Origin of the sequence: Prevotella koreensis (genome assembly GCF_003977605.1) — a bacterium.
Classification (GTDB): Bacteria; Bacteroidota; Bacteroidia; order Bacteroidales; family Bacteroidaceae; genus Prevotella; species Prevotella koreensis.
In genome coordinates this window covers 1066295-1092504 of record NZ_RYYU01000001.1, presented here as the reverse complement: position 1 = coordinate 1092504, position 26210 = coordinate 1066295, and the positions used below count along the sequence as shown (strand labels likewise).

At 42.2% G+C, this 26210-nt stretch carries 23 protein-coding genes and 1 pseudogene; 9 read left to right on the top strand and 15 right to left on the bottom strand.

The window, feature by feature from the left end:
- Positions 1-6: 6 nt before the first annotated feature.
- The gene (locus EHV08_RS04770) at positions 7-1203 is read right to left on the bottom strand and encodes an ATP-binding protein (RefSeq protein WP_126678311.1); all 1197 of its coding nucleotides are present in this window, start codon (positions 1201-1203) and stop codon (positions 7-9) included.
- Positions 1204-1714: 511 nt separating this feature from the next.
- On the opposite strand from EHV08_RS04770, the gene EHV08_RS04765 reads away from it, so the two are divergent.
- Complete coding sequence (locus tag EHV08_RS04765; protein WP_394366037.1) at positions 1715-2269, top strand: 3'-5' exonuclease; 555 nt, start codon at positions 1715-1717, stop codon at positions 2267-2269.
- Between the two features lie 330 nt (positions 2270-2599).
- On the opposite strand, the pseudogene EHV08_RS11900 reads toward EHV08_RS04765, so the two are convergent.
- The 3 genes and pseudogenes from EHV08_RS11900 to EHV08_RS11890 form a co-directional block, all read right to left on the bottom strand.
- Positions 2600-2809: pseudogene (locus tag EHV08_RS11900) on the bottom strand (transposase); the annotation flags it as partial.
- 114 nt (positions 2810-2923) lie between these two features.
- Entirely contained in the window at positions 2924-3091 is a 168-nt protein-coding gene (locus EHV08_RS11895) for a hypothetical protein (RefSeq protein WP_394366036.1), read from the bottom strand.
- A 51-nt stretch (positions 3092-3142) separates the two neighbouring features.
- Entirely contained in the window at positions 3143-3355 is a 213-nt protein-coding gene (locus EHV08_RS11890; protein ID WP_394366044.1) for a transposase, read from the bottom strand.
- Positions 3356-3842: 487 nt separating this feature from the next.
- On the opposite strand from EHV08_RS11890, the gene EHV08_RS04755 reads away from it, so the two are divergent.
- The gene (locus EHV08_RS04755) at positions 3843-5756 is read left to right on the top strand and encodes a tetratricopeptide repeat protein (RefSeq protein ID WP_126678310.1); all 1914 of its coding nucleotides are present in this window, start codon (positions 3843-3845) and stop codon (positions 5754-5756) included.
- 828 nt (positions 5757-6584) lie between these two features.
- Here the strand turns inward: EHV08_RS04755 and EHV08_RS04745 are convergent.
- The gene (locus tag EHV08_RS04745) at positions 6585-7520 is read right to left on the bottom strand and encodes a choice-of-anchor J domain-containing protein (RefSeq protein WP_126678308.1); all 936 of its coding nucleotides are present in this window, start codon (positions 7518-7520) and stop codon (positions 6585-6587) included.
- A 466-nt stretch (positions 7521-7986) separates the two neighbouring features.
- Between EHV08_RS04745 and queF the strand changes: the two genes are divergently transcribed.
- From queF to EHV08_RS04715, 6 genes are all read left to right on the top strand, one after another.
- Complete coding sequence (queF, locus tag EHV08_RS04740) at positions 7987-8451, top strand: preQ(1) synthase (RefSeq protein WP_126678307.1); 465 nt, start codon at positions 7987-7989, stop codon at positions 8449-8451.
- 49 nt (positions 8452-8500) lie between these two features.
- A complete protein-coding gene (locus EHV08_RS04735) occupies positions 8501-8839 on the top strand; it encodes an FtsB family cell division protein (protein WP_126678306.1) in 339 nt (112 codons plus the stop codon).
- Complete coding sequence (locus EHV08_RS04730) at positions 8823-9251, top strand: hypothetical protein (RefSeq protein ID WP_126678305.1); 429 nt, start codon at positions 8823-8825, stop codon at positions 9249-9251. The genes EHV08_RS04735 and EHV08_RS04730 overlap by 17 nt, the downstream gene beginning before the upstream one ends.
- A 93-nt stretch (positions 9252-9344) precedes the next feature.
- Positions 9345-10193 (top strand): DUF4369 domain-containing protein, encoded by an 849-nt coding sequence (locus EHV08_RS04725; RefSeq protein ID WP_126678304.1) that lies wholly within the window; start codon positions 9345-9347, stop codon positions 10191-10193.
- A gap of 4 nt (positions 10194-10197) precedes the next feature.
- A complete protein-coding gene (locus tag EHV08_RS04720; RefSeq protein WP_126678303.1) occupies positions 10198-11526 on the top strand; it encodes a dihydroorotase in 1329 nt (442 codons plus the stop codon).
- Between the two features lie 56 nt (positions 11527-11582).
- The gene (locus EHV08_RS04715; protein ID WP_126678302.1) at positions 11583-12761 is read left to right on the top strand and encodes a metallophosphoesterase; all 1179 of its coding nucleotides are present in this window, start codon (positions 11583-11585) and stop codon (positions 12759-12761) included.
- A gap of 52 nt (positions 12762-12813) precedes the next feature.
- Here EHV08_RS04715 and EHV08_RS04710 read toward each other — a convergent pair whose 3' ends face one another.
- From EHV08_RS04710 to EHV08_RS04680, 7 genes are all read right to left on the bottom strand, one after another.
- Positions 12814-14091, bottom strand: coding sequence for an alpha/beta hydrolase family protein (locus EHV08_RS04710; RefSeq protein ID WP_126678301.1), 1278 nt, complete (start codon positions 14089-14091; stop codon positions 12814-12816).
- 71 nt (positions 14092-14162) lie between these two features.
- Positions 14163-15314, bottom strand: coding sequence for a hypothetical protein (locus tag EHV08_RS04705; RefSeq protein WP_126678300.1), 1152 nt, complete (start codon positions 15312-15314; stop codon positions 14163-14165).
- Positions 15315-15317: 3 nt separating this feature from the next.
- Positions 15318-16022: an ABC transporter ATP-binding protein gene (locus EHV08_RS04700; RefSeq protein WP_126678299.1), complete on the bottom strand. Its 705-nt coding sequence runs from the start codon at positions 16020-16022 to the stop codon at positions 15318-15320.
- Entirely contained in the window at positions 16019-17239 is a 1221-nt protein-coding gene (locus EHV08_RS04695; protein ID WP_126678298.1) for an ABC transporter permease, read from the bottom strand. Before EHV08_RS04695 ends, EHV08_RS04700 begins: the two co-directional genes overlap by 4 nt.
- 4 nt (positions 17240-17243) lie before the next feature.
- Entirely contained in the window at positions 17244-18467 is a 1224-nt protein-coding gene (locus tag EHV08_RS04690; RefSeq protein ID WP_126678297.1) for an ABC transporter permease, read from the bottom strand.
- Positions 18467-19222 (bottom strand): outer membrane lipoprotein-sorting protein, encoded by a 756-nt coding sequence (locus EHV08_RS04685; RefSeq protein WP_126678296.1) that lies wholly within the window; start codon positions 19220-19222, stop codon positions 18467-18469. Before EHV08_RS04685 ends, EHV08_RS04690 begins: the two co-directional genes overlap by 1 nt.
- Before the next feature lie 156 nt (positions 19223-19378).
- On the bottom strand, positions 19379-20053 hold the full coding sequence (locus EHV08_RS04680; protein ID WP_126678295.1) for an outer membrane beta-barrel protein: 675 nt from the start codon (positions 20051-20053) through the stop codon (positions 19379-19381).
- A 394-nt stretch (positions 20054-20447) separates the two neighbouring features.
- Here EHV08_RS04680 and EHV08_RS04675 point away from each other — a divergent pair, with 394 nt between their 5' ends.
- A complete protein-coding gene (locus tag EHV08_RS04675; protein WP_126678294.1) occupies positions 20448-21656 on the top strand; it encodes a helix-turn-helix domain-containing protein in 1209 nt (402 codons plus the stop codon).
- 160 nt (positions 21657-21816) lie between these two features.
- Here EHV08_RS04675 and EHV08_RS04670 read toward each other — a convergent pair whose 3' ends face one another.
- From EHV08_RS04670 to EHV08_RS04660, 3 genes are all read right to left on the bottom strand, one after another.
- Positions 21817-22578 carry a lysophospholipid acyltransferase family protein gene (locus tag EHV08_RS04670; protein ID WP_126678293.1) on the bottom strand — a complete coding sequence of 254 codons (762 nt, stop codon included), beginning with the start codon at positions 22576-22578 and terminating at the stop codon, positions 21817-21819.
- A gap of 19 nt (positions 22579-22597) precedes the next feature.
- A complete protein-coding gene (locus EHV08_RS04665; protein WP_126678292.1) occupies positions 22598-23356 on the bottom strand; it encodes a polyprenol monophosphomannose synthase in 759 nt (252 codons plus the stop codon).
- Positions 23357-23421: 65 nt separating this feature from the next.
- Positions 23422-26193, bottom strand: a complete 2772-nt coding sequence (locus EHV08_RS04660; RefSeq protein WP_126678291.1) for a putative LPS assembly protein LptD — start codon at positions 26191-26193, stop codon at positions 23422-23424.
- Between the last annotated feature and the right edge of the window lie 17 nt (positions 26194-26210).

The following is a 26210-nucleotide window of genomic DNA, read 5'->3' as shown; positions in this document are numbered from 1 at the left end:
ACGTCTTTAATAAATCAGCCCAATTATCCAAAGAGGCAATTTCTTTCCAATAGGAAATTCAATTTGGTCTGCTAATATATAAGAATCAGGAACGTTGGCTATTTGTTCGAATGATTTGTCTTTACCTCTTATTTCAAACGTAATTTTGCCATCTATCTTTATATCACCATTTATCTTACCATACTCTACCGTATGACATACAGACAACTGATTCACAGCAAAACATTCTCGTATAGTTCCTATGTTTTTTTTAGTACTTAGTGTGTTTAAAATATTAGTGTTATGCAGATAAATCTTATCAGGTTTCTGCATCTTTGTTACTGACTTGATGTCAGTATATAGCAAATTCAGTAACTCTGCTTTCTGCATACTGGATAAATAACTTAATACTGTTGTTTTGTTAAGTTCTAAATACGATGCCAGTTTTGCTATATTCACTTCGTATGGCAGATTGTCAGACAAGAACATCATCATTGCCTTGATTTTTCGAGTGTAAGCAGGCTCCACGCCACAGAATTGTGTCATTTCCTGATCTATTATAAAACTTACAACATTCTCTATTCTACTGTAATATTCTTCTTCATTGCCATCATAAAAAGGATAATAACCAACTTTCAGATATTCCTCGAAATAAGGTAAGGGGTGGCATTTTTCGCATACTTCATCGCATATATTGTCAGCATTTTGAAGAATTTCTTCAAGTGAATATTTTGGTATAGATATATTTTTGTAAAAACGTAAATACTCTCTGAACGATAAACCTGCCATGTCATATGCTAAAACACGTCTTGACAAGTCGGCATCAGCATTAAGAATCTGAATAAGTGATGAACCCGTAAAAGTGATTTTCAGTGATGGCCAAAGGTCGATAATTTCTTTTATTTCCTTACTCCATGTGGGATATTTGTGCACCTCATCCAAGAACAGATGCTCACCACCCATATTATAAAATTGTTCGGCAAGGTCAATTAATGAATGATTTGTGAAATACATACCATCCATTACGCAATACAATGCTTTATCAGGACGAGCACCATAAGTCTCAAGTATATACTGCCGCACAAGTGTAGTCTTACCAACACCTTGTGAACCCCTGATTGCGACCAGTTGCTTTTCCCAGTCTATAGATTTCATGATTTCACGAACTATCTTGGTGTTAGTCTGAGAAATAAGCATTCGATGTTTCTTAAATAGCGTTTCCATATTTTTGTTTTTTATTTGAATGCAAAATTATAGAAACTTATTGGGATAACCTAAAAATAATAAAAAAAAACTTATTGGGATAAGCGATTTTTTGAATAAATCGTTTATTAGAATAACCTAAAATGGATATTTGAAATCAATTTATGTGCATTTCAGGTTACTTTTAATCACGAATTCAAACTTAGCAGAAGTTTATATCGCTATGCTTTTTTCCGGAAATGCTAAATCGTCCTATGCAATTATGTTATTCGTGAATTCGACACTAAAATTCTTCTTAAATTCATAGATAATACATAAAATTTATGTAATTTTGCCCTCGGTAATAATAGCGGATTTTGTTAGATCTTTATAGATTTTTACTATCGGATCCTTAATGATTTTGAAGAGGTTAATATGCGCATAATAGTGTTGAGAGCCTGCCTACACCAGCAAGTGCTAAAGAACTACTATCCACATATAGAAGCAATTTCTATATTGTACATATAGTGTGATATCAAAGTATGTAAAACTTATGATTAAAGGATTGAATTTTGTTGCAATAGACTTTGAGACAGCAACAAATAAGCGAACGTCCATCTGTGAAGCGGGTATATGTGTAGTAAAAGATGGAAAGGTCGTAGATACCAAATCATGGTATGTGCGTCCTGAGGATAATGCATACTTATATAGGAATATACAGATTCATGGCATTCATCCGGAAAACACTAAGGATGCGTCTGAATTTCCTGAAATATGGGCAGAGATTATGAATTATCTTGCTGAAACTCCAATTTTAGTTGCTCATAATGCTGCATTTGATATATCCTGTATTCGTCAGTCGTTAGAGTTTCATCAACTTGAAACTCCCGATATAGACTACTATTGCACACTTCGAGTAGCTCGTCGGAACTATGACTTTTGTACAAACACACTGGGCTTCCTCTGTGAACAATTCGAGATTCCTGAAGGTAAACATCATCGTGCCGGTGACGATGCCGAAATGTGTGCTCGTTTATTCCTTCGCGAGATAAAGGATGCAGGTTGGTGTGATCTGTCAGAGATGGACTATTGTAGAGGAAAACTATGACAAAGTTTTCCTTTTATTTCTATTCACATTTATTGCACCAGTAAAAATTGAAGATTAATTGTTTATGTTTTATTGCCAATGCTTAGCGTAATATTAATATGCGAGTTCAGTATAAGGAGACTCAACAAAAGAGTTCTTAACTAGAACTCGCGCATAAATTGGTGTCCCACACCAAACATACTATGTCTATAAAGTATGTTGCATGGGTTGTTTCAGGTAGGAATTAGCCGTTCCTTAAAAAGTTCTACTCCTTTACTCATTTCCTTTTGCAAACGCATATTCCTGTGAAAAGTTGCTTCCTTTCAACTTTTCACAGATTATTTTAATGACTCACAAAAGAACTCTCATTGCTCTTTTGAAGTTATATGCCGCCGTTGCCAACATTATATTTATAGCATCTCCTTTCACACCTTTGTAAAAGTTGCGAGATAATCTGTAATCACTTTTAAGATGTCCTATGGTTGGCTCTATTCCTGCACGCTTAAAACAGTTTGTGTTTCTTTTTCTTTTGACAATAACCATCTTTGTGTTTTGGGTACTCCGGTATGAGTATCTTTTTCGTCCCGACTTGCTTTATTCCTATATATTCTCTGTCACCTGCCAAGTTATCAATGCACCTGCCTGTCATCCTTTCCATTTGTTGTAAGGTTGCTTCTACCGTATGCCCGTCATATTCATTCCTGAATTCTTCTCCTGAACCGTAGAATAAATAAAAGCCGTTCCAAAATAATCCTCATCATCGTTCTCCGTATTGACACGGATGCTCTCCGCAAGGATTATTTCAATTCCTTGCTCGCCTATACGGTTTCGAAAACGAACCAAATCGGAAGCTTCACAAGGTTCCTTGGGAAGAAATTCCAATTGACTGCAGAATTACTGATAATAAGCATTCTCACTCCACTGTAGAACGACGCTTTCGTCGGAAATATTACGAACGTGTTTCAAGATTAGAATACCGCACGTCAAACGAATAGGATGGGCAGGGCGACCATTGGTTCTGCAATATAAAGGAGAAAACGCGTCTTCAAATCTACGCCAATTGATTTTATTGGCAAGTTTGTAAAGAGGATGGTTGTGATTGAGCATATCCTCTAAGGAAGAGAATAATGATAGTTGATTGGAGGTTCTTTTTAACATGAAATTCTGCAAGTTTTATACTGTAAAGGTACAAAAACTTGCAGAAGTATACATATAAATAAGAGGATAATTGACTATAAATCAATAAAATAAACCTTTTTTAAGGAACGACTAAATATAATAATCCGCGTATAATTTGGATTATCATAAAAAACACACTACCTTTGCATCACGTTTCTAAAAAGAACGTCTGCGCGCCTGTGGCGAAATTGGTATACCCGCCAAACTTAGGATTAGGTAACTTCCGTTGTGCAGGTTCGAGTAAGGAAATCCATGGTTGAAAATTCGTAGAAAATTTTTCCTCAAGCACCAATATTTTTTATACCTTTGTATCTGTGATAATCTGTTAGTCAAAACACTGATTTGCGGTTCGGGTCTTATACTACACGATTTTTCATTTGTAACAGCAGTTGTATAACATAAATATTAAAACCTTATGATAACGATACCTCCGGGATTAAAAGAAGCAATCGAAGCAGATGATCTGGTGCTATTCATTGGTGCCGGTCTGTCTTGGAACTTAACAAACACGATAAATGAGCCTCTTGAAGGATGGGATAAAATGGTTAAATCTATAACATCGCATCTGAAAAAGAAAGGCTATATTACAGATGAAGAGAAGCAGTGTTACGATAGGTTAACGCCGATAGACACTCTTCAGAAATTGGAAACAAAAGGAATAAACAGAAGAGAAGTTGGTGAGTTTGTCAAACACTATTTTACATTGCAAGAGAAGAACGACCTTTCCTTCCATCAAAAACTGTTCAACTTATCTACAAAGATTATTACCACCAACTATGATAGGGCTTTTGAAAAGGCTGTTCCTAAACTCCAAGAAATAAAAGCGTATAAAACTAAAGATTACGAACTGAATAGACTAAAGAAAGATTCCGTCTTTTTGTTCAAGTTACATGGTTGTATAGAACATATAGACTCTATGGTCTTGTTCCCATCGGACTATGACAATATGTATAAAAGCGAAGGACGAGAGGCTGAACATACCTTGTATGCTTTGCGAAATCTCATTTTCAATAAAACCTTTCTTTTTATTGGTACGGGCTTGGGCGACCCTCAAATCAATGGTATTTTTAAGGAAATCAAGAGAACGCAAGGTATCTACAGCCAAGAACACTATATCATTACCCTTGACTCATTAGATGATAGTCTTAATTTCCTAACTTCTATTCAAGTTGTTTCACATGAAGAAATTCCAAAAGTTATAGAACAACTTGTAGCAATTAAGCAAGCTGCGGAAGCAAAGAAAAGTTTGGAAAAGAAGACACTTTTAGATCAGCTTAAAGAGTCTGAAAAAGAGATAGATTCTCTTTCAGAGCAACTTGCTCAAGTACAGGATGAATACAAAAGACAAGCACTTCTTTTAGAGAGAGAAGCCCAAAATCACTTTAATATAGGACTAAAGTTTCATTTGGCTGGAGAATATTTAGAAGCCTCAAAAGAGTATGAGAATGCAACAGTATTAACCCCTAAATCTTCTGCCGCATATTACAATTGGGGAGTTGCTTTAAGCGATCTTGCACAGAGCAAGTCTGGTATCGAAGCTGAAGCACTATACAATGAATCCTTTGAGAAGTATCGTCAGGCAATCCGGATAAAGCCAGACTACCCAAATGCATATAACAATTGGGGAAATGCTTTAAGTGATCTTGCACAGAGCAAGTCTGGTATCGAAGCTGAAGCACTATACAATGAATCCTTTGAGAAGTATAGTCAGGCAATCCGGATAAAGCCAGACTATCCCAATGCATATAACAATTGGGGAAATGCTTTAAGTGATCTTGCACAGAGCAAGTCTGGTATCGAAGCTGAAGCACTATACAATGAATCCTTTGAGAAGTATAGTCAGGCAATCCGGATAAAGCCAGACTATCATGAGGTATATTGCAATTGGGGAGTTGCTTTAAGCGATCTTGCACAGAGCAAGTCTGGTATCGAAGCTGAAGCACTATACAATGAATCCTTTGAGAAGTATAGTCAGGCAATCCGGATAAAGCCAGACGATCATGAGGTATATTACAATTGGGGAGTTGCTTTATATAATCTTGCACAGACAAAATCCGGTGTTGCAGCAGAGAAACTATACGATGAAACCGTTGAAAAAAATCTGCAAGCGATTAAATATGGAGGTGATGCCTATAATTTGGCTTGTTTGTATGCTATAAGAAATAAGAAAGGAGAAGCACTAAAGTATTTGGAACGTTCTCTCGAAGGGGGTAAAATCTCTGTAGACTTTGTGGAAAAGGATACTGATTGGGACGGCCTTCGTGATGATTTGGACTTTAAGAATCTTCTCTCTCGCTACAAAAAGGATAATAAGAACGCTATTTTATAGTCGTTCCTTAAAAAGTTCTATCCCTTTACTCATTTCTTTTTGCAAGCGCATATTCCTGTGAAAAGTTGCTTCCTTTCAACTTTTCACAGATTATTTTTATGAACCACAAAAGAACTCTCATTGCTCTTTTGAAGTTATATGCCGCCGTTGCCAACATTATATTTACAGCTATTGCTGTCCGGTAAAACTTTTTCTCCCAATCTGTGTAAGAGGAATTGCCTTTAATAATACATTATTTGACCTTAAATCCAAGAACAAAATCATTATCTTATAAAAACAAGCACTTTTATAATGCTTACGATTTATAACTGGAATACAAGCCCCATAGATCTAAAAACGTCTGTATTGCCCTTAGACAAAAGGATTGCAAACGTTCAATTTGCTTTTACCGGACAGCAATATTTTTTTTCATAGGTTTTCAAATCCTACAAAGGTAGCAAATAAAAGGCATACGAGAGGTTTCAGCCTACAAAATTCCCATTACTCCCAAAGTTTTCTCTTTATTTCTATTCACATTTATTGTTGTCCGACCCAAACAAACTATGTCTATGAAGTAAGTTGCAAGGACAGTTTTAGGGGGCTTCTGGAGTTTTCTTTTAGGGACAATTTCAACTTGAATAAGGTTGAAAGCAAGGAGTGTTAGCATCAGTTCTTTGTCGGGTGGGTGCCAAATATAGATACCATGATGGTAGGTTTCATACTTCAGGCACTGTGGACAATGGGCTATATGGTGGGCAAGAGCATCGTGGAATAATGATCTTACCGTATTAAAAAAATGGTGATAGACAAGTCCTTGTCCTTTGACCTGTCTATCACCATGAATATTTTTTAGAGCATTACCTTCGTTGTTTTGCCTTCGCCCTTGCGGAGGTAGAGGCCTTTCTTGCTTGGTTTGTCCGTCAGTTTAGTTCCGTTCACGTCGTAATACTCATAGCTTACAGAACCTGTTGATACGCCTTGGATGTCTGTCGAAGCGGGGTGTTTGATGAAAATGCCATCAAGAATCATGGAGTTGCCCTTCCAGTCGCCCTCGTCACGGACGTATCTCCACGCTAATTGGATATTCTTACCCGCATAGTCGGATAGGTCTATGTCGTAGTGTTTTATTTTCAAATCGGAGTTGTCGAAGCACTCCTGGTCGGTGAGATGCGACACTACGTTGTTGACCAAGTCCCAAATTTCGCTCCATGTCTCGCCATTGTCGGTGGAAAGCATTATTTTCATCGTGTTCACGACCTCGCGTCCGTTCTTATATACATGGTTAGTCCAGTCGAAATCGGTACAGTTATATAAGTTGAAGAAATCGGCCTGCAACATGAAATGGAGCGTTTCTTTCTCTTTCAAGGAGATTACAGGTGACACCAGCCACTCGTCCTGCGCCTCGGCGTGCAGTCCATAGGCCTCGTTGATATAGCCGAAATGTATGAAAGCCTCCTTCTCTCCGTCAGTGGTCAGTTCTTGAAACATATTGCTACTTGTGTAAACAAACCATGTGTTGTTCACGTTGTGCGACAGGTTCTCCTCTGAAGGGATATTCGCCTCGGTGTTGATCTCTTTCCAATTCTCGGGTATCCAGTTGATACCATAGCTCGGCTCCCAACCCTCGAAGCCCTCGTAGAACGTTTCTTCAAGGTTGCTTTCGGCTTTCATGACCTTTGTTGTGGGTGCAATTTTCTCATTGGCAATGGTGTTAGGCTTCACCAACTTTTTGAAAATTCTGCCTTTTTGGTCTTGTACAATTTGGTTCTCATAGCCTGGAGCCAAAATTTTTGAATCGATTACTGTCTGTGCGGAAGCAGCACATGTAGCCGCAAGGGCCAAGCTAAATAAAAATAGTCTTTTCATGAGTTTAAGATTTTAGAGTTAACACTGAATGTATTTAGACTTTTAGTTTGCTTCTTCTCTTGACTTGACAAGTGAACAGCACAAAATTAGCGAATTATTTTTAATTTGCCAAACAAATGTGTGCTAATTTTTTAAATTTGGATAAAAAATCTTTGGGTTTTGGTGGTATGTTTTCAATTATGTAGAAATTTTGAGCGATTAATCAGTCTTGTGTTTCAAGAAAATAGAACTTAAAAACAGATACGTCCGGATTTTTCACTATACAAACAAAGGGGAAAAGATAGATTGTGGATTTAAGGATTAATGAAAAAACCTGATTATATGCAGTCTAATATTTTGTGGAAAAGAAATTAGTTTGTAACTTTGTGGCAAAAATAACGAGACGATGAACAACGAGACACGTAAGGAAGACGGACTTAGAGCATTAGGTGCAAAGACAGAATATAATGATGACTATGCTCCGGAGGTGCTTGAAACATTCGAGAATAAGCATCCGGAGAACGACTATTGGGTGAGATTCAACTGCCCGGAGTTCACCACGCTGTGCCCAATCACAGGACAGCCTGACTTCGCCGAAATACGTATAATGTATATTCCGGGAGAGCGCATGGTGGAAAGTAAGAGTCTGAAGTTATATCTGTTCAGTTTCCGTAACCACGGCGACTTCCATGAAGACTGCGTGAACGTTATAATGAAAGACCTTATCAAACTGATGAATCCGAAATATATAGAGGTTTCGGGACTATTCACACCACGTGGCGGCATCAGCATCTATCCTTACGTAAATCACGGCAGACCGGGCACTAAGTATGAACAGTTGGCCGAGCAGCGGTTTGCCGCTCATCAATAGTCTGCCTATATAAGGCTTCAATCCGCGAACTCATAAACAATATACATATATGAGCAAGAAGTTTAATTCCGTGCTGTCGTTCTTCGGGCACAACAAATACTGGATAGTGATTATTGTCGGTGTGCTCGTGGTGGGCGTAATCGACGAGAACAGTTTCCTGAAACGTGTGCGTTTGGAAAGCAAGATTAGCGACTTGAAAGAGCAGATAGATGAGTATAACAGCAGGTATGAAGACAATATGGCACGCCTGCGCGAATTGGAAACAAATCCCAAGGCTATAGAAAAGATAGCCCGAGAGAGATATTTCATGAAAGCAGACGATGAGGATATATTCGTGCTTTCGGACGACAAACAGATTTTTACGCAGAAAGATGAGAAAACTGAGTAAGACGGAGAGTGTGATAATGGTTGTCGGAGCGGTGCTGATGGCAGTGGCCGCAGTGGCATACGTGCTTGCCATACGCAAGCCGGCATCGTGGATGATGATTGTCGGGACAGGGGCATTTGTAGCAATGCAGATGAGACAGACTTACAATGGTTACAACCTAACAATACGTCGTTTGCGCTCGATAATGACTGTGGGTAACATATTCTTCGTGTTGGCGGCGTTGCTGATGCTTGAAAATGCGTATAAGTTTCTGTTGCCCAAGTTTATGGAGAGCGGTATAGAGGGCTATAATGCATACGTTCACTACATACATAATAATTGGGTGGTGGCACTGCTTGTGGCCGCAGTGATAGAACTATATACAACGCACAGAATATCATCGGAACTTGAGAAAGAGGCAAAAAAACTATAAAAGCCACCCAAAATATTTTAAATAGCATAAAAATTTTTCTTTACTTCGATAATACATTGTATTTTTGCCGATGCTTATCAGAACGAATAACGTATGAACAAGATCCTTTACGCGTTGATGGCAACCACGTTGCTGGCCTCGTGTGCCAAGTCTTATAACATCACAGGAACCTCGAGTGTGCAGATGCTTGACGGAAAGAAACTTTACCTGAAGAGCGTAAAAAACACTAATAAGGAGAATATAGATTCATGTGATGTGGTACATGGGCAGTTCAAGTTTTATGGTACGCTCGACTCTATAAGAATCGTAAACTTGTTCATAGATGATGTTTATGTTACGCCGTTGGTGCTTGAAAGCGGTGATATTACGGTGAAAATAGACAATTCGCAGACCACGGTTAGCGGCACGGAACTCAACCGGACGCTCGACAATTTCATGAAATCGTTCTTCAGATTGCAGGATATGGTGATGGACGTGGAACACGAGCAGAACCAAAGCATCATGAAAGGATATGACGAACAGGAGACAATGAAACGTCTTTATGCCAAACTGATAGGCTTGAGCGAGCAAAAAGACACTCTGTTCACAAATGTTGTGACAAATAATTTTAAAAATGTTATAGGGCCGTGGGCTTTCGTATATAGGGTTTCTTACGAGATTGACCCATACAATTATCCATATCCTTCGTGGATGACCAATGTGCTTTACACACATGCCATGCAGGGATTGCCGTCATGGATAGAGTTTATTATGGCCAAAGCACCTGCGGAATTTAAGCAGGACGAAGAGGTGGCAGGGCTATACAAGGCTTTCCAAGAACAACAGAACTTGGTGAACCAGACAGACAATGCCGCTCCGCCGGTGGAGCACAACGTGTTGCCGGTGGCACCGACACCTAACGATCTTGCACGTCCGGCACTCCAGAACGAGAAAGAAAAATAATCTTATGACAAACAGAACACTGATAAAGAATATCGAGGTGGTTAATGAAGGATTGAGTCGATGCGGCTCAATCCTTATTGCTAATGGACATATCGAAGACATATTCTACGGCGAGATGCCGACCGTGGACGATGTAAAGGTGATTGACTGCGAAGGGGCAAAGGCTCTGCCCGGCATCATCGACGACCATGTTCATTTCCGCGAACCGGGACTTACGCACAAGGCTGACATGGAAAGCGAGAGCCGTGCAGCGGCATACGGTGGTGTTACATCATTTTTCGACATGCCGAATACTTGTCCACAGACCACCACACTCGATGCGTTGCAGCAGAAACGAGAGATTGCAAAGGCTGCCTCTCATGTGAATTATGCTTTCTTTTTCGGTGCCACGAACGATAATTCCGACCTTTTCGCGAGGCTTGATAAGCACCGTGTTCCGGGCATAAAACTATTCATGGGGGCAAGTACCGGGAACATGCTTGTTGATGACAAGGCGGCATTGGATAAGATTTTCAGTACTGCGAGATTTCCGATAATGGTGCATTGTGAGGATTCGGAAATGATTGCTCGTAATATGTCGGCGGCAAAAGAACGCTATGGCGATGACCCCGACATAACATGTCATCCGGAGATACGTTCGGCAGAGGCGTGCTATGCTTCGACATCGCTTGCCGTAGAACTGGCTCGACATCATGGTTCACGTCTGCATGTGGCACATCTTACCACTGCCCGGGAACTCTCGCTCTTCTCCCCTAAGTATCCCCAGATTACTGCCGAGGCGGTTATTGCACACCTGATGTTTACTGACGAGGATTACCAACGTCTCGGAACGGCAATCAAGTGTAATCCCGCAGTGAAGTCGCGAGCCGACCGTGATGCACTGCGACAAGCACTCACCGATGGCAGAATAACAGTTGTTGGCACAGACCATGCACCACACTTGCCGGCAGACAAAGAGGGCGGTTGTGCTCGTGCGGCATCCGGAATGCCAATGATACAGTTCTCGTTGGTTTCGATGCTGCAACTCGTTGACGAGGGAGTGCTCACAATAGAGCGCGTTGCCGAACTGATGTGTCATGCCCCTGCGCGATTGTTCGAGGTACGCGATCGCGGATTTCTGCGCAAAGGAATGAAAGCGGACATTGCAATAGTTAGGCGCGGAGAGACTTGGCGTGTGACTAAAGAGGTGATACAGAGCAAGTGCGGGTGGAGTCCGCTGGAGGGACGGGAATTCTCTTGGCATGTGGAACATACTTTCTGCAACGGACACCATATATATAATAAGGGAGTGTTTGATCTTGACAGTAGGGGCGAGGAACTTCTTTTCAGATAACGGCATACATATTTTCCTTTTTTGTTTCTACATTCTTATCATTTCGTAAGATTAATATGATAGCACGAATTTCCATATTGATTATAGTTCTCATTGTGTTACCATTCCTTTATGTCGATTTTGGCATGATGCGAAACCGGTGGCGTGGACGTTTAATGTGGCGCGTTGCATGGTGGTTGCCATGTGTGGCGATGCTGGCATATACCGTTTGGCTCGCTACGTTGCGCAGTTTCGCTCCGCTTGAAACGTGGAAACTGTATATTTATCTGCTTGTTCTCGGTCTGGTATTCGCACCTGCGGTGGTATTCACTATTTGCTCGGCCGTTGGCGATTTTCTCCTGAAGAAAGGTCTTGTTAGGCGTAATCGCGGACGTGGAGTAGGGATAATATTAGCATTGTTGGTTGCCATCGTGGTGTTATATGGCTCATTTTGGGGTAACAATGGCGTGCAAGTACGCAATGTTGATTATTTCTCCGAACAGTTGCCTGCATCGTTCGATGGTTACCGCATTGCACTTTTCAGCGATGCACATGTGGGGAGTTATATATGGGGAAGTATCGACCGCCTGCAGGTTGTTGTCGATACGATTAATGCTCAACAGGCAGACATGATAGCCTTTGTTGGCGATTTGCAGAATATGCAGCCCGATGAACTGCTTCCGGCAATGCCCATACTTGGCAGACTTGAAGCAAAGGACGGTGTGCTTTCGGTTCTCGGAAACCACGACTACAATGATTATCTGCGTGCCGACTCGGTAACCGGCAGGCGAAACGAACTCTTGATGTGTGACCGTCAGAGACAGATGGGGTGGCATTTGCTTCTCGATGAGAATGTTGTTATTAGACGACAAGGCGACAGTATTTTTGTTGCCGGAATGCAGAATGACGGTAAGAATACCACGACATACTGTGCAAATGTCGATAAGGCAATGTCCGGTGTGCCTGCTGAGGCTTTTTCGATAATGCTGGAACATGACCCCACATCGTGGCAACGCACAATACTTCCGCGCACCACGGCAAACCTTACTATGAGCGGCCATACTCATGGGGGGCAGATTCGCATTGCGGGATTATCGCCCGCGGCAATCGAATACAAAGAATATGACGGAATGTATTTCGACAATAGCGGTCGTGCCTTATTCGTGACGACAGGCATCGGTGGTTTCGTTCCGTTCCGATTGGGAGTGAAACCGGAAGTGGTGGTAATCACACTGCATAAAGGGACGAGCAGGTAATTCCAAATATCAACATGATTTTTGTTCCTTTTGTATTTCGCCGTGGACTGTATCATTTCTTTGCCCTAAAGAAATTGAAAGCGTCCAAAGCCATACTTATGGCACATTCGAAATGATCCTGTTCGAGTCTGTGGTATGTCACATTTGCATTTACAGACTCCAGATAATTGTTCAAAAAGTCTCCACAGATTGTCGGGCTGATGCTATCGTTGGCACTATGATAAAGATGTATTTTGGCTTTAGGAGTCCAATCATTTGGAACCGCGTTCTTTTTCAAGGCTTCAAGGAGGAGAAGTCTTTGCGGATTATTTTTGTTGCGCAGGAAATCTTCTACCATATATTCATGAACATCAGTTCCAATATAAGACGTAGTATAAATGATGCTTTTCTCTCCATTGCATAATTCCGGTATTCCTTCCAATAGTTTCCCTTTGAATATTTGTGTGAAATCAAGATTAAGATTTCCATATTGGTCGAACGACCATATAATATAAGGATTAATGGCATATTCTGCATGATCGAATTCAAGAATGTGTTCTACCGCAATTTCGGGCTGATATGTTCCACCTCCAACGAAGATGTCGTTTGCCTTAAAGTCTAATTCCGGATGTTGTTGATAGTGTCTTGCTATGCTCCAAATACCATGACCACCGAGTGAGTAGCCCAAAAGAAAAGTCTCTCGTGGCATATCATACCTATAATGGTTGTGCAGAAACTCCTTGGTTGCCAGTTGCATATCGGTGGTTATTCTTACTGTGTTGTCGTGTTGCATGAGGGCGAGTGGAAGATTTGCCGTAGTTCCCAATCCTATTCCGTCGGGAATGATACATACATATCCAGTCAATCCGGGAAATGCTTCGTAGGCTAACTGAATGTCAGTTCCGGCATACCCCTTGGTTTTCAATGTTGGAGAAATCAGGATAACACCTTTGGGTTTCATCTTTTTTGGATAATATATAACTCCGGATGCCACTATCGGATTGCCGAATGGGTCGATGGTGTGGTAAGTTATCCCGTGTATGTTATATTTAGGTGCCATCTTGATAAAAAGATTCAGTTTTTCAATATTTGATTTGAGATTAGCGTCTGAATATCCTCTTTTTGCCACCAGTTGCTCAAATGATTCTACTCCATACACATCATGCAGGGTCTTTTGTATGTCCTCTTTCAAGTTAACCTCTTTCTCGAACAACTGACCCGCAAACTTATCATATACTATTTCCTGAAAAGGAGGCGCGTAAGAATCTTTTTCACAAGAAAAAAGCAACATGGCAACTATCATTGTAAAGCACCATTTCGTCAAAGATGTTAAGTTTAAAAGATATTTCATATCGTTTGTTTTGATTAATTGTTAGTACATATATAATTAAAGAATAGCACCTGTTAGTTAGAAAATACAGTTTAGAAATTCCACTTCAACCGCAGTGTTCCCATGCGTGCGTCAATCCTTATCGGGTCATCGTTATGGTCGGCAGCATGTGCAATGGCAGAAATCTGCAAGTCTTGTGCTATTTGGTATTTCAATTCCACGTCGGCATAAATTGCACGATGGTCATACCAGTAGCCACCAACGGCTTTGATAGAGCATCGCGCCGTGAATGGATAATGCAGGCCACAGGCGAAACTCCAATGCGAAATGGTCAATAGTCCTGCGTATGGTTGCAGGAATGAACGTTCCCAAAAGTCCTCTACGGAGACTTTAATAGGATTATTAGTGTAAAGCACTTCTCCCTGCAACGTGAGATTGTTAGGGAAAATTCTGTCTGCTCCCAAGGCAATTTCCACTATGTCTGCTTTCTCTTTGGTGGCTTTGAAGTTATGGAAATAAGAGCCTTCCATACGTATATTGACATCATTCACAGAAGTTGAAAAGCCTCCACCAACCACCATGTTGTTGCCTTTATAAACACCGCCCAGTACTTGTAGGTCGGTATTGCCTATGTGGTTGGTGTGGAGAAGTGCTATGGTAGGTTTCCCTGCACGGTCTGCGGATGCTGCCAATTCGCTTCTTGATGTCTCGTTGTGGTAATATGTCGTTCTGACAGCATCGCATACCGAATATTCCGAATAGTATGAAGTTATGAACGGAGACGTGCCAAAGATGTTGTTGGGATTCCATACGATGGTTTGTCCCCAGTTGATTTGTTGCCGTCCAACTTTCACTTCCCATTGCTCGGCCGACCATTGCACCATGCAACGGTTTAACGCAAGGTTCATCATCAGTCCCTTTTTGCTGATTGCTTGCCATGACAAGTCTAACAGGTTATCGTTCTTTCTTAACCACTCTCCAAGTTCTTCTGTCACCTTATCATTTCCCCAAATCAGATGATTTCTCATTCCTATTCCTATTTGCAAATGCTCATTAGGCATCCATTCTGCATTCAACCGCTGACAAGTTACGTTCTGCCATAATGTCTCATCTGTTATTTTGGGGTCGGTTTCAACTATCATGGTATAGTTGTCAACATAACCCGATATGTTGAAACCTTGTGCGTTTCCTTTTATGCAACAGCCCGCGAGGAACATGCACGCCATGATAACTTTTCCCGTCATATATTATTCGTCTTTTATGATACGTCCGTCTTCAATCGTGATAATGCGCCTTGCTCTCTCCATTACGCGTGGGTCGTGGGTCGAAAACAAGAATGTGATGTGCTCCTGTTCGTTCAACAGTTGCATCGTATCAAGCAATTTCCCTGCCGCTTTGATGTCTAAACTTGCCGTAGGTTCGTCTGCCAGCACGAAAAGCGGTTTCGAGGCTAATGCCCTTGCTACGGCAACACGCTGCTTCTGACCGCCCGACAATGTGGAGGGGTGTGATTTTGCACGGTCTTTCAGTCCTATAAGTTCCAGCAATTCGTCGGTGCGTTGTCTGCGTTTGCTTTTTTCAGTGCCCTGCAACTCCATGATGAACGATATGTTTTCCTCTACCGTCAGTACAGGAATAAGGTTGAACGACTGGAACACGAAACCGATGTTATGAAGTCGGAAGTCCACCAACTCATTGTCTTTCAACGCCCCGATGTCTTTCCCATTTACCAGAACCTTTCCGGAAGTGGGGTAGGTAAGTCCGCCAATGAGGTTGAGCAATGTGGTTTTTCCCGACCCCGAAGGTCCCACTATTGCAGAGAACTCGCCTTGGCTTAGGTTGATATTCACGTTGTCGGCAGCTTTTATTTCCGACAATCCATTGCGAAACATCTTGCAAAGATTTTGCGTTTGTACTATGGCAGAGGGCTTGATAATATTATTTCCTTTCATGTTTGTTGCTTGTTTTTATTGTTACGAATGGCTTTTCTTACAGGACTTGTCGAGGCAAAGAAGCATGAGAGAAGTACGAATAATACTATCTCAACAAAATTGCTTACGACGATTTTAGGATGAATTATCGAACTGAAGCCATAGTTTACGTTGTCGCTTAGGAGAAATGAGATGTCGAAACCGGACTCCGAGAAATATGCAACCATTATCAAACACAATGCTATTCCCGCCATTGTGCCGGTTGATATGAGTGCAAGGGTTTCTGTTTGAATCATATACATGATGCGCCTTCGGCTCACTCCGATGTTTCTTAACATATTCAATTCTTCCTCTCTTTCCATGACAGACATAAGCATAAAGTTCATTATACCGAATGCCAGAGCGGTGAAAAAAATGCCCAACAGAAAAATATTTAATATTTCGCGCCAAGCCGACAATATTTCCATCAACGGATAAACCTCGTCCCATTTTTGTACGCTGCAGTTCTTCAGTGCCATTGCCAGACTGTCTTTTGTGGTTTCGCAATAGTCGAAATGTTTCAATATGATGGCCGTTTCGTGAACAGCGGTCGCCGGAAGCGACAGGTAAGGGAGCAGATCTTCCTTGAGCATATAGGCAGTGTTATTGTCAAATCGCTTGCTGTTGGTATGGAATATTCCTCCCACTCGAAGCATGACTTCCTGCATGTCGCCATTGGAGTTTTGGAATGTCACTATTATTTTGGAGTTGATACGCGCATTGAGTTTCCGTGCCGTGTAACGGCTTATGACGACAGGGTGATTAGTGGGCTTGCCGAGAAACGTTCCGGAGTCAGTATCAATGGTAGTATGTATGCCCGAAACTTCTTTTTCTTCATTGGCATCCACGCCTATCATGATAAGTCCGACGCTTGTTTCGGCAGTGGTCAGCAGTGCGTTGGTCTTCAGTCTATATGATGCACTCGCTATTTCCTTGACGCTATTCACCGCCTTTTCCACTTCATTCCTGTCCATGAAACGGCCTATATCGTTAGTGTCGTCATATCCCTTGGCATGAATTTGCAGATGAGAAGTCTGCATCTGCAAATGCTCCTCAATGCCGTTTTCCATCCATCCGTTGATGAACGCCACAACAAATGTGCCGGCGAAAACACCGATACCGACAAGTCCTATCATAAGGATGCTTCGCCATTTCTTCCGCCAGATATTCTTCCAGGCAAGTTTGATGATTGCGTTCATTTCTTTAAAGTTTATTTTGGCACATATCAACTCTTAGATGCCTGATTACTGATATGGGATACATTATAATCGCCATGCAGATGCAAAGCACTATGAGTATTTGATTAATGAAGAGTTCTTTGCTGATAGCCAAAGTGATTTGGGGGCAGATACCGTATTTCAGCAATATCTCTGCACTCTTCCCCAATAGTGTTATCGGATGTCCGTTGAAATAGTAAGCAATGGCAAAACCTATGACCGAAGCAGCCAAAATACCGCTTGTGACAATAATCATCAGTTCGTAGAAGAACGACAGGCACAATCGTTTCCGGGAAATTCCAAGAGCAATCATCATCGTGAACTCTTGTCTTCTCTCGTTTGTCTGCATGATAACAGTTCCCAATATGTTTGAACCGACAATCAGATAGAGGAAGAACTTTACCACATATCCGAGTGCTTCTGTCAGGTCGGAATACTCCATAAGGTCGCCGAGCCTGGTTTTCCAGTCGCTCACGTCATGTTCGTCAGTCGGGAGTATGTTGCCAATATTGCGTTTTATGTCGTCCACCTTGTCCGTTTGGTCTGCCATTATATAGATGCTGCTGTATCCTTTGTATGCTCCGAACAACTCCTGTGCTGTTTCCAAAGTGGTGAAAACGGTGGTCTTGTCTATATTGGCAACAGGTATTTCCTGTATTCCCAAGATAGGGAGCATGCCTACTGCGCTCGTCCCATGATAGCCTTTGCCTATTATGATAACACTATCGCCCACTCCAATTTTCAGTTGTTCGCTGAGATTCTTGCCAATCAGGATACCACCGTTTGCTTCTGCAAGCCCTTTTCCTTCAATTACTTTTGTTACTAATCCAAGACGTTGTTTCTCTGCTTCCGGATCTACGCCCACCAATGCAACACCCTTGCTCGTGCTTCCCGATGAGTGAGAAATAAGTACAAACGACTCAAGACAAGGCAACACTCCTTGCACATGTGGTATGGCGGAAATAGAATCAAAGGTGCTCTGTTCCACAGTCATGATGTCATCGATAGACTTGCTTTGCACAAATTCCTTTTTGTGAATTTCCACATGCCCACCGGTCATTTTCAGCATGCTGTTGATTGACGAGTCCCATATTCCTTTATGGACGGAATTAAGCATTATACAGAAGAACACGGCGATGAACACCGAAATCATCGTAATCAGTGTTCGGTGTCTGTTTCTGTTTATGTTCAGCCAAGCCAGTTTCAGCATTAATGCAGTCGTTTGATGTTTTGTAGTGAAAAGAAACTCTCTTGCAGGGATGCGACAGGGGTGTGGTCGGTTATTTCAAGAATGGTTTTGTGTCCTTTCTTGTTGGCAGGCGTGATTTCGATTAGCATCGGAACATTCTGTCCGTTGAATGTCTTCACGTTGCTCATCCTGCAAGTTCTAATTAGTTTTCCGTTCTCATCATAATATTCTATTCTTCTTTCCACAAAGTCTTTCACACTTATCCATGATATTATTTTGCCCCATACCACGGCATTGTTCGGTTTGGGTGTGAGTTGCACTTTGTAGCAATTCTCACCATCAAACGTCTCTTTTCCCAATAGTTTGTGTGTGAAATCATCAATGAAAGAAACATATCGCAGTATTTCGTCTGTCGTAAAATCACCTCCCATCCACGATTGGTTGGAAGCCGATGCTGCAATCTTTATGGTGCGTCCGATTGAAGGTTGCCAATTCCATAGGTTATTCCCCCTTTTCAGAAAAGCCTGTCCCTTTTCCTTTGCTGGAGCAGTAATCAGCACCAATGTCATGTCTCGTGTCTTGACCCAAGTCTTCACACCTACAACTCTTTTCCAAGTGGGGCGCAAAATTGTCATCCTGCCTTCGCTTCTGAATGATTGCAGGTCACGGTTCTTGTGTGCTTTCTCTATTATCTGATAGGCAGAAAGCGACTGTGCATGTGCAGATAGGGTAGAGCACAATGCGAGTATTGACAGGATGAGGACTTTTGCTTTCATGAGGACGTGTATATATTTATATGTTTGAAATATATATATAATTATAGATAAATTCTATATGGTGTATCCAACTTTATTGAAAAATAAAGATCTGTCTTCCCCAAGTCTTTCCTTTAGGGAAGAAACAGACCTTTCTTTGTTTATGGGGTAAAGGGTTTAGAAATAAACTACCGCACCCAAAAGCATGTTGTTGCCATCTACATCAAGACCGAAACGAGAGAGAGAAATATCGTGGTCTTTTACAGACAGGTGCTGGTATCCGAACGAACCGACTTTCGCAAGAAGTTTTACGTTTTTGCTTACACTGAATGCAAAACCGGGTTTTACACCGAATTCCAGAGCCGTTACGTCATAGTCTTCGTTGCTTATTTCTGTCCCACCCGTGCTCTTAATATTCTGGCCGCCGGTTATTGCGTTCAGGCCAATAACTCCGTCAACGAACACTTCAAAACCTCCGTTCCTGTAAACGGTATAACGAGCATAAGGGGCAAAGCGAAAGCACTTGATGTTCAACTTGTCATCGTCCGCACCTATATCTGATGCCGTGCTTATTATGGCATTTGCAAAAGCCTTGAAATCGGTCACATCGATAGAGCCGAAAGCGGCATAACCTTTGATGTAGCCTGTGCTTACACCGAAAGCGAGGTTCTCACTATACTGATAACCAACCTCCGGAAGGATTTTGAATGAAGAGCCACTTTGTCCGTCTGTGCCTTTTCCAAAAGATAATTTACTACTGGTAAAACCAAAAGAACCACCCGCATAAAACTGTGCATGACCTTGGGTTACACCCAAAACGACCATTGCTAAAATAACTACTAACTTTTTCATAAGTACTGTTTTTTAATGTTAATAAATTAAAGTAAAATAAAATATAGTTTATTATTCAAAACTGTGTTTGTTATCACAAAGTTGTAAAAAAACAAAAAGCAAGTCAAGTTTTTAGTGTTAAAAAAGATTAAGAAGACGTGTTACGTGCATCATTACTCTTAAATCGTAAATTTCGACTCTCAAATCGTAAAAAATGCTTGTTTTATAAGCGTTTTTAAGTCTTTTGTAAGGACATTGGCAATGATAAATAATCGTACGTTTACTATTCTTTTTATTATGTTAAAAAGAAAATATTTTACGGCAGATATTTTTTTAATTACATTTTAGCAGGCTTTTCAAAAAAATGATTATCTTTGCAATAGATTGCAAAAATACCTTAAGAAGAACTTGACTCATGATTAATATCTTTTTCTCAGTATTGCCATTGTCGGTAAGTTTGGGTTGGTTTGTTGCTTTTGCTGCAAGATACAGAAAAGCCGATTCTGCACAAAGATTACTCGTATTGTTTTTCTTTCTGTGCGTACTCCTATACATTGCCCATGCCATTTATTTCAACCATAAATACTCTTTGTTTGCGCACGTTGAGGCTGTCTATTCATTTTGTACTTTGTCCGGCTATCCTCTTTACTATCTTTACATTTCAAATCTTACGGATGAAAAGCCGTGTACGTTGCGTCGTTTTTGGGTTTTGCTGCCATCGCTGATAGTGGCTTTGGTGGCAATGGTGCTCTATCTTCTAATGGATGAAGAAACGCGTTGCTGTTTTGTCGTGCATGAGTTTTATACACACGAGTCGCACGGCCATGATTTGTCATGGGTGGTCAATGCACAGATATACAGGGTGTATGTGATGAAATTGCTTTATGTGGTGCAAATCATTCCGGTGTGTTATTTCGGTTATAAGAAACTGAAACGCTTTGACGATAGTATCCGTAATTTCTATGCCGACACGGAGAATAAGACATTGTGGCCTGTAAGGGTGTTGCTGATAACGTTGTTAGTATATGCCTGTGTGTCAGTGACGGCCAATTTCCTCGGCCGTGAGTTTTTTATAAAGGAATGGTGGATGATTTGCATTCCTTCCGTTCTGTTCAGTATATTGCTTTTCTCCGTGGGATTTGTCGGTTACAAGCAGAGATTTACCGCTGCCGACTTCTATCGTGAACTCCGTGAAGCGGATGAGATAGAAAGGAAGAGGAAGCAGAATAATAAGGTGAAATTGGCAGAGGACACAAAGGAATTGTTAAAAGTCCAAATCTTTGAACTGATGGAAAATCAGGAAATCTTCAAACAACATGACTTGTCGCTGTCTGACTTCGTTTCCCATCTTGGTGTCAACCGTTCGTATATTTCAAATTACATCAACAACGAGTTGAATCTTTCCTTTTCCGATTTCATCAACATGTACCGCTTAAGTCATGCACAAATTCTCATTAAAGATTTCGGTGATACACTTACGTTGTCGGAAATTTGGGAGCAATCCGGTTTTTCAAGCGAAAGTTCTTTTTACAGAGTGTTCAAAAGAATGGTTGGCATTACTCCGCTTGCTTGGAAGAAACAGTGCAAGAAAACGGTGTCGGCGAATGATACAGAGCACGTCTGATGGGGCGCAATTTGGGCGAAATTGAAAATCAATTTGGGCGAAATTGGTTTGCAAAATCGGCCAATTTGCTTAGTAATTTCGCCCATATTGGTCTGAATAAAAAAATAAACTCGGTAATGATAAGCATTTCTTTGGAGTGTTTCTCATTACCGAGTTGTATTTATTGGTCGGGATTTTCTACGTATCCTTGATATTCCGGCACGAGTGCGGACATTATTGCGGAGTAACTCTTTTCCATTGAGTTGTTGGTATTGTCGGCTCCGCGACCTATCGGTTCTATCGGTTTGTGGATTGTTAGTGACATGCGATGCCAGTGAACGAAGGACCGGGACTTGGTGCGTGGCATGATGTCGAACGAACCGTTTATGGTAATCGGAACCACGGGGAGTCCCAACTCGTCGGCAAGCATGAATGCGCCGCGTCGGAATTTGCCCATGTGACCGGTGAACGTGCGTGCTCCCTCCGGAAATACCACCACGCTTGTGCCGTGGCGCAATATGTCGCGAGCCTTGTCGTAGGTCTGCTTTATCTTGCTCGGTCCGCGTTTGTCAACGAAAATCTGGTTGCTCTTTTCGCAGGCATAGCCCACGAATGGTATTTTCTTCAACTGTTGCTTCATCATCCATTTGAACTTACGGCACAGATGACCAAAGATGAGGAATATGTCGAACGAGCCTTGATGATTAGATACGAAGACATAACTCTGACCTTTTTTAAGGTTTTCGCGTCCCTCCACTTTTACAGGAATCAACAGTGTCCATAGGACAAACCTTCCCCACCACTTGCCCGGATAGTAGCCCCAAAATTCGGCATTGCCAATCATCGTTCCAATGCTAACAATGAGAGCAGTGACGATTGTGGAGATAATCAACAGAGGTATGAAAACGAAAATCTGATATATGCAGTATAATATGTGTAGCATATCGTTGTCCTCCTATGTTTCAATTCTTTGGCATTGGTGGGTATTTTCTTGTCCAACCGTCAAGTCTCAGCCTCATAACACCGAAGAAGGCCTCGCCGAAGATGCCCCCGCTCATCTTTGAAACACCCTCTCTGCGGTTCACGAAGATTACCGGAACCTCTTTGATGCGGAATCCGATTTTGTGGGCGGTGTACTTCATTTCTATCTGGAAGCCGTAACCCTTGAACCGTATCTTGTCGAGTTCGATAGTCTCAAGCACGCGACGCTTGTAGCACTTGAAGCCGGCGGTGGTATCGTGTACACTGAAACCGGTGACGATGCGCACATATTTTGACGCGAAATAACTCATCAGTACGCGACCGATGGGCCAGTTAACAACATTCACACCGCTGACATAGCGTGAGCCGATGGCGAGGTCGTAGCCCTCGTCGGCACATGCACTGTATAGGCGTGGCAGGTCTTTCGGGTCGTGACTGAAGTCGGCATCCATTTCGAAAATGTAGTCGTAGCCGTGCTCGAGTGCCCATTTGAATCCCATGATATAGGCTGTTCCCAATCCGAGTTTGCCTGAGCGTTCGAGAATGAAGAGCCTGTCAGAGAACTCTTTGTCAATCATTGAATGGACTATGCCTGCCGTTCCGTCGGGCGAACCGTCATCTATGACAAGGATATGGAACACTTTTTCGAGGCCGAAAACCGCCCTGATAATCTTTTCTATATTCTCCTTCTCGTTGTAAGTAGGAATGATGACTATGCTGTCGCTGGTTAATGTTTCCATATTATTATATTTTTATTGGTAGTTTAGGATTATTCTTTTTAAGTTCGTTGAATGTGTTCTTTCTGTTAATACCATTGCACGGCATTGGAGTAGCCCGAACGTTTGTCGTACTTCAACGCATCGGCGAGCGTTGCGGCGTTACACCTGAACGTGAAGTTATAACTGGCGTATGGGGCGAGTACCACTGAGCACGACATGTTGAAACAGTGCAGGTCGCGTGATAGCGATGCCGTTGTCATGCTTATCTTGTGATTCTCGAAGTCGTATCCGCTTGAGAAACTTATGTTCCAACCGTCGCTGATGCGCACGTTTCCGCTAAGGTTCAGCGTCTGTGTGAATTTGTATGGGTAACGCATGGTCTTGGTATTGAACCTGCCTGCCTTATTTTCGCTCATCGTGATGCCATAGCCTATGGTGAGCGACCACGGCATAGAGAATGCCATGTAACCATCGTCGTCTGTCGCAGCCTTGCCCGCCTTTTTCCTACTTGCACCGGTCTTGCCGCGTTCCATGTCATCGTCAATGTTGCTCTCGATGTTGGTGTCTGTACCCTCATCGTTTTCCTGTGGTTCCTCTTCCTCATCATTTCCTCCGCCGAACCATTTCTTTATTTTCTCCGGAGTCAGAGTAAACGAGAAATTCTGCGACATACCTTGGAAACGACCGAACCTGCCGTAACCCCATTCGGTGTGATTGCCAACGTAAGGATTGCCGTTGGCATCAAGTTCGTAGGCGTAGGTTGCAAAGCGTGCATTTACGTTGAACGTGTAGTTTTTCCACCATTTCAGTCGTACATTCATTCCGAGATCGCTCCAAGGTTTCTCTTTTGCGGCCATGTTGTACGACATGTTGAGGCTTAGGTCGTCTATGATGCTTATTTTCTTGAAACCCGTAGAGTCGTTGTCAGAACGCACTTTCATTTCGACATTGTTGCCAAGTGTCACGGCGATGCTTCCTGTTTTTCCTTTGCCGGGCACTCCGAACAAACCGTTTTGGTATGGTGTGTACTCCACAAGCGATACGTTTCCGCCGGCATCTGTCTTCTGATATGTTTTATAATAACCGTAACGTTCTGTACTGAAATCGGGCGAATAGTTGAAACTTACGGTTGGAGTCAGCACGTGGCGTACGGCCTCAATCTTGTTTCCGAAGATTTTTCTCGAAGGGATATACATACCGTATAGTTTCGTTGATGCGCTGACACTGAAATTCCAGTTATACAGGTTATTGAAACCGTTTATGGTGTCGGTCACCTCCCTTTGGTTAGCTATGTCCCACGAACGCATCACCTTATTGGTGTACATACGGTCGGTGAAGTTGAACGAAGGGTTGATATTGATATGATCGAAAAGCGTGAAACTCGCTTGTATTGGTATGCGATGACTTATTCCGTTGCGCCAATCCCGCATGAGGTTGGAGTGTAGCAGACGGTTTTCTTTGGTTGAAATAGAGTTGCGTATCTGTCCGGTATAACTCATTGAAATCTTCTCATACCATCTTTCCTTACCCGCCGCGTGCTTGCGTTTGAATGGGTAGAAGCGCGAGATTGAGACGTTAAGGTCGGGCAGTGTAAGTTCTATTGTGGAGTCGCGCATATTCTGGTTGAGGTTCATTGTGCTGCTCAGCGACATTCCTATGCTTGAGAACGTGGTGTTCCAACTTACCGAAGAGGTTCGCGTGCTCTGTGTCATGCTCTGCGGGTTATACATTGAGTTGAGGTTGTTACGTTCGTAACTCGAGGTGGCGAAATTCACACTTGCCGACAATGTGCTGAATGGATTGGCCTTACTGTCCTGCCTGTGATTCCATTGTATCTTGAAACTCTCTTGCTCAACGAAGTCGGGCATGCCCTTGTCTCCGTTCTTCGTGTCTTGGTAACTAACTAATATCGAGCCGCTATATTTGTATCGTTTGTAGTAGTTTGATGCCGCACTGACTCCCCATGAACCTTTGGTGTAAATCTCGCCGAGCAGTTTCAAATCCATTTTGTCGCTGATGGCAAAATAGTAACCACCATCGCGCAGATAGAAACCGCGCGCGTTCTCATCGCCGTAAGATGGCATTATGAATCCGCTGGAATATTTTTTCGTGAATGGGAAGAAGCCGTAGGGGATGGCAAGGGGCAGTGGAACATCGCATACCACAAGATATGCAGGGCCGAAGACAACATCTTTTCCCGGGCGCACTTTTGCTCTTGACAGGGCTATGTAGAAATCCGGATGTTCCTCGTTGCAGGTAGTATATCTTCCGTGTTCGAGATAAAGCACTCCGGTGGAGTCATGTTTCGAGCGTTCGCTTCTCAAGAAACCATCTTCCTGTTCAGAAAACACATTGTTGACAAAACCCTTTCGCGTCTTGAAATTGAACGCCATATCGTCACTTTCATATTCGTCGGAACCCATCTTGAACACAGGTTTGCCATTCAGATTTCCCAGCGTATCTGCCACTCCGTTGGCATGTATAATGTTGCTGTCCATGTTTATATAGACGCGCTCACTTGCCAAGTCCATGTTCTCATACTTCACCTTTGCAGAGCCGTAAAGATGAGCCGTGCGCGTTGCGTCATAATACACGAGAGAATCCTTTGCGGAATATGTAACAGGAGCATCTATGCCACTCGACTTGCTTCGGTTGATACTGTCAAGGCGAATGGAGTCATCGATGACTTTGTTGTGCTGCATTATAGCGAGCCGTAGAGAGTCGGCGTTTGTTGTGTCTGTTTCGGTGGAGTCATTCTCTGTATTTATCTGTACGCCCTTGAGCATGTTCACGTTGGTACCTGCCATCATGAATATGAAAGCACCGAGCAACATAAAAATCAACGTGTTCCTTCTCATCAGAGCCAATTTGTGTG

Excerpts from the sequence above, each read along its gene's own strand:
- EHV08_RS04695 (WP_126678298.1), bottom strand. The coding sequence starts at position 17,239 with ATGAACGCAATCATCAAACTTGCCTGGAAGAATATCTGGCGGAAGAAA.
- EHV08_RS04685 (WP_126678296.1), bottom strand. The coding sequence starts at position 19,222 with ATGAAAGCAAAAGTCCTCATCCTGTCAATACTCGCATTGTGCTCTACC.
- EHV08_RS04715 (WP_126678302.1), top strand. The coding sequence starts at position 11,583 with ATGATAGCACGAATTTCCATATTGATTATAGTTCTCATTGTGTTACCA.
- EHV08_RS04765 (WP_394366037.1), top strand. The coding sequence starts at position 1,715 with ATGATTAAAGGATTGAATTTTGTTGCAATAGACTTTGAGACAGCAACA.
- EHV08_RS04680 (WP_126678295.1), bottom strand. The coding sequence starts at position 20,053 with ATGAAAAAGTTAGTAGTTATTTTAGCAATGGTCGTTTTGGGTGTAACC.
- EHV08_RS04690 (WP_126678297.1), bottom strand. The coding sequence starts at position 18,467 with ATGCTGAAACTGGCTTGGCTGAACATAAACAGAAACAGACACCGAACA.
- EHV08_RS11890 (WP_394366044.1), bottom strand. The coding sequence starts at position 3,355 with ATGCTCAATCACAACCATCCTCTTTACAAACTTGCCAATAAAATCAAT.
- EHV08_RS04770 (WP_126678311.1), bottom strand. The coding sequence starts at position 1,203 with ATGGAAACGCTATTTAAGAAACATCGAATGCTTATTTCTCAGACTAAC.
- EHV08_RS04665 (WP_126678292.1), bottom strand. The coding sequence starts at position 23,356 with ATGGAAACATTAACCAGCGACAGCATAGTCATCATTCCTACTTACAAC.
- EHV08_RS04755 (WP_126678310.1), top strand. The coding sequence starts at position 3,843 with ATGATAACGATACCTCCGGGATTAAAAGAAGCAATCGAAGCAGATGAT.
- EHV08_RS04660 (WP_126678291.1), bottom strand. The coding sequence starts at position 26,193 with ATGAGAAGGAACACGTTGATTTTTATGTTGCTCGGTGCTTTCATATTC.
- EHV08_RS04705 (WP_126678300.1), bottom strand. The coding sequence starts at position 15,314 with ATGACGGGAAAAGTTATCATGGCGTGCATGTTCCTCGCGGGCTGTTGC.
- EHV08_RS04720 (WP_126678303.1), top strand. The coding sequence starts at position 10,198 with ATGACAAACAGAACACTGATAAAGAATATCGAGGTGGTTAATGAAGGA.
- EHV08_RS04710 (WP_126678301.1), bottom strand. The coding sequence starts at position 14,091 with ATGAAATATCTTTTAAACTTAACATCTTTGACGAAATGGTGCTTTACA.
- EHV08_RS04670 (WP_126678293.1), bottom strand. The coding sequence starts at position 22,578 with ATGCTACACATATTATACTGCATATATCAGATTTTCGTTTTCATACCT.
- EHV08_RS04735 (WP_126678306.1), top strand. The coding sequence starts at position 8,501 with ATGAGCAAGAAGTTTAATTCCGTGCTGTCGTTCTTCGGGCACAACAAA.
- EHV08_RS04725 (WP_126678304.1), top strand. The coding sequence starts at position 9,345 with ATGAACAAGATCCTTTACGCGTTGATGGCAACCACGTTGCTGGCCTCG.
- queF (WP_126678307.1), top strand. The coding sequence starts at position 7,987 with ATGAACAACGAGACACGTAAGGAAGACGGACTTAGAGCATTAGGTGCA.
- EHV08_RS04730 (WP_126678305.1), top strand. The coding sequence starts at position 8,823 with ATGAGAAAACTGAGTAAGACGGAGAGTGTGATAATGGTTGTCGGAGCG.
- EHV08_RS04700 (WP_126678299.1), bottom strand. The coding sequence starts at position 16,022 with ATGAAAGGAAATAATATTATCAAGCCCTCTGCCATAGTACAAACGCAA.
- EHV08_RS04675 (WP_126678294.1), top strand. The coding sequence starts at position 20,448 with ATGATTAATATCTTTTTCTCAGTATTGCCATTGTCGGTAAGTTTGGGT.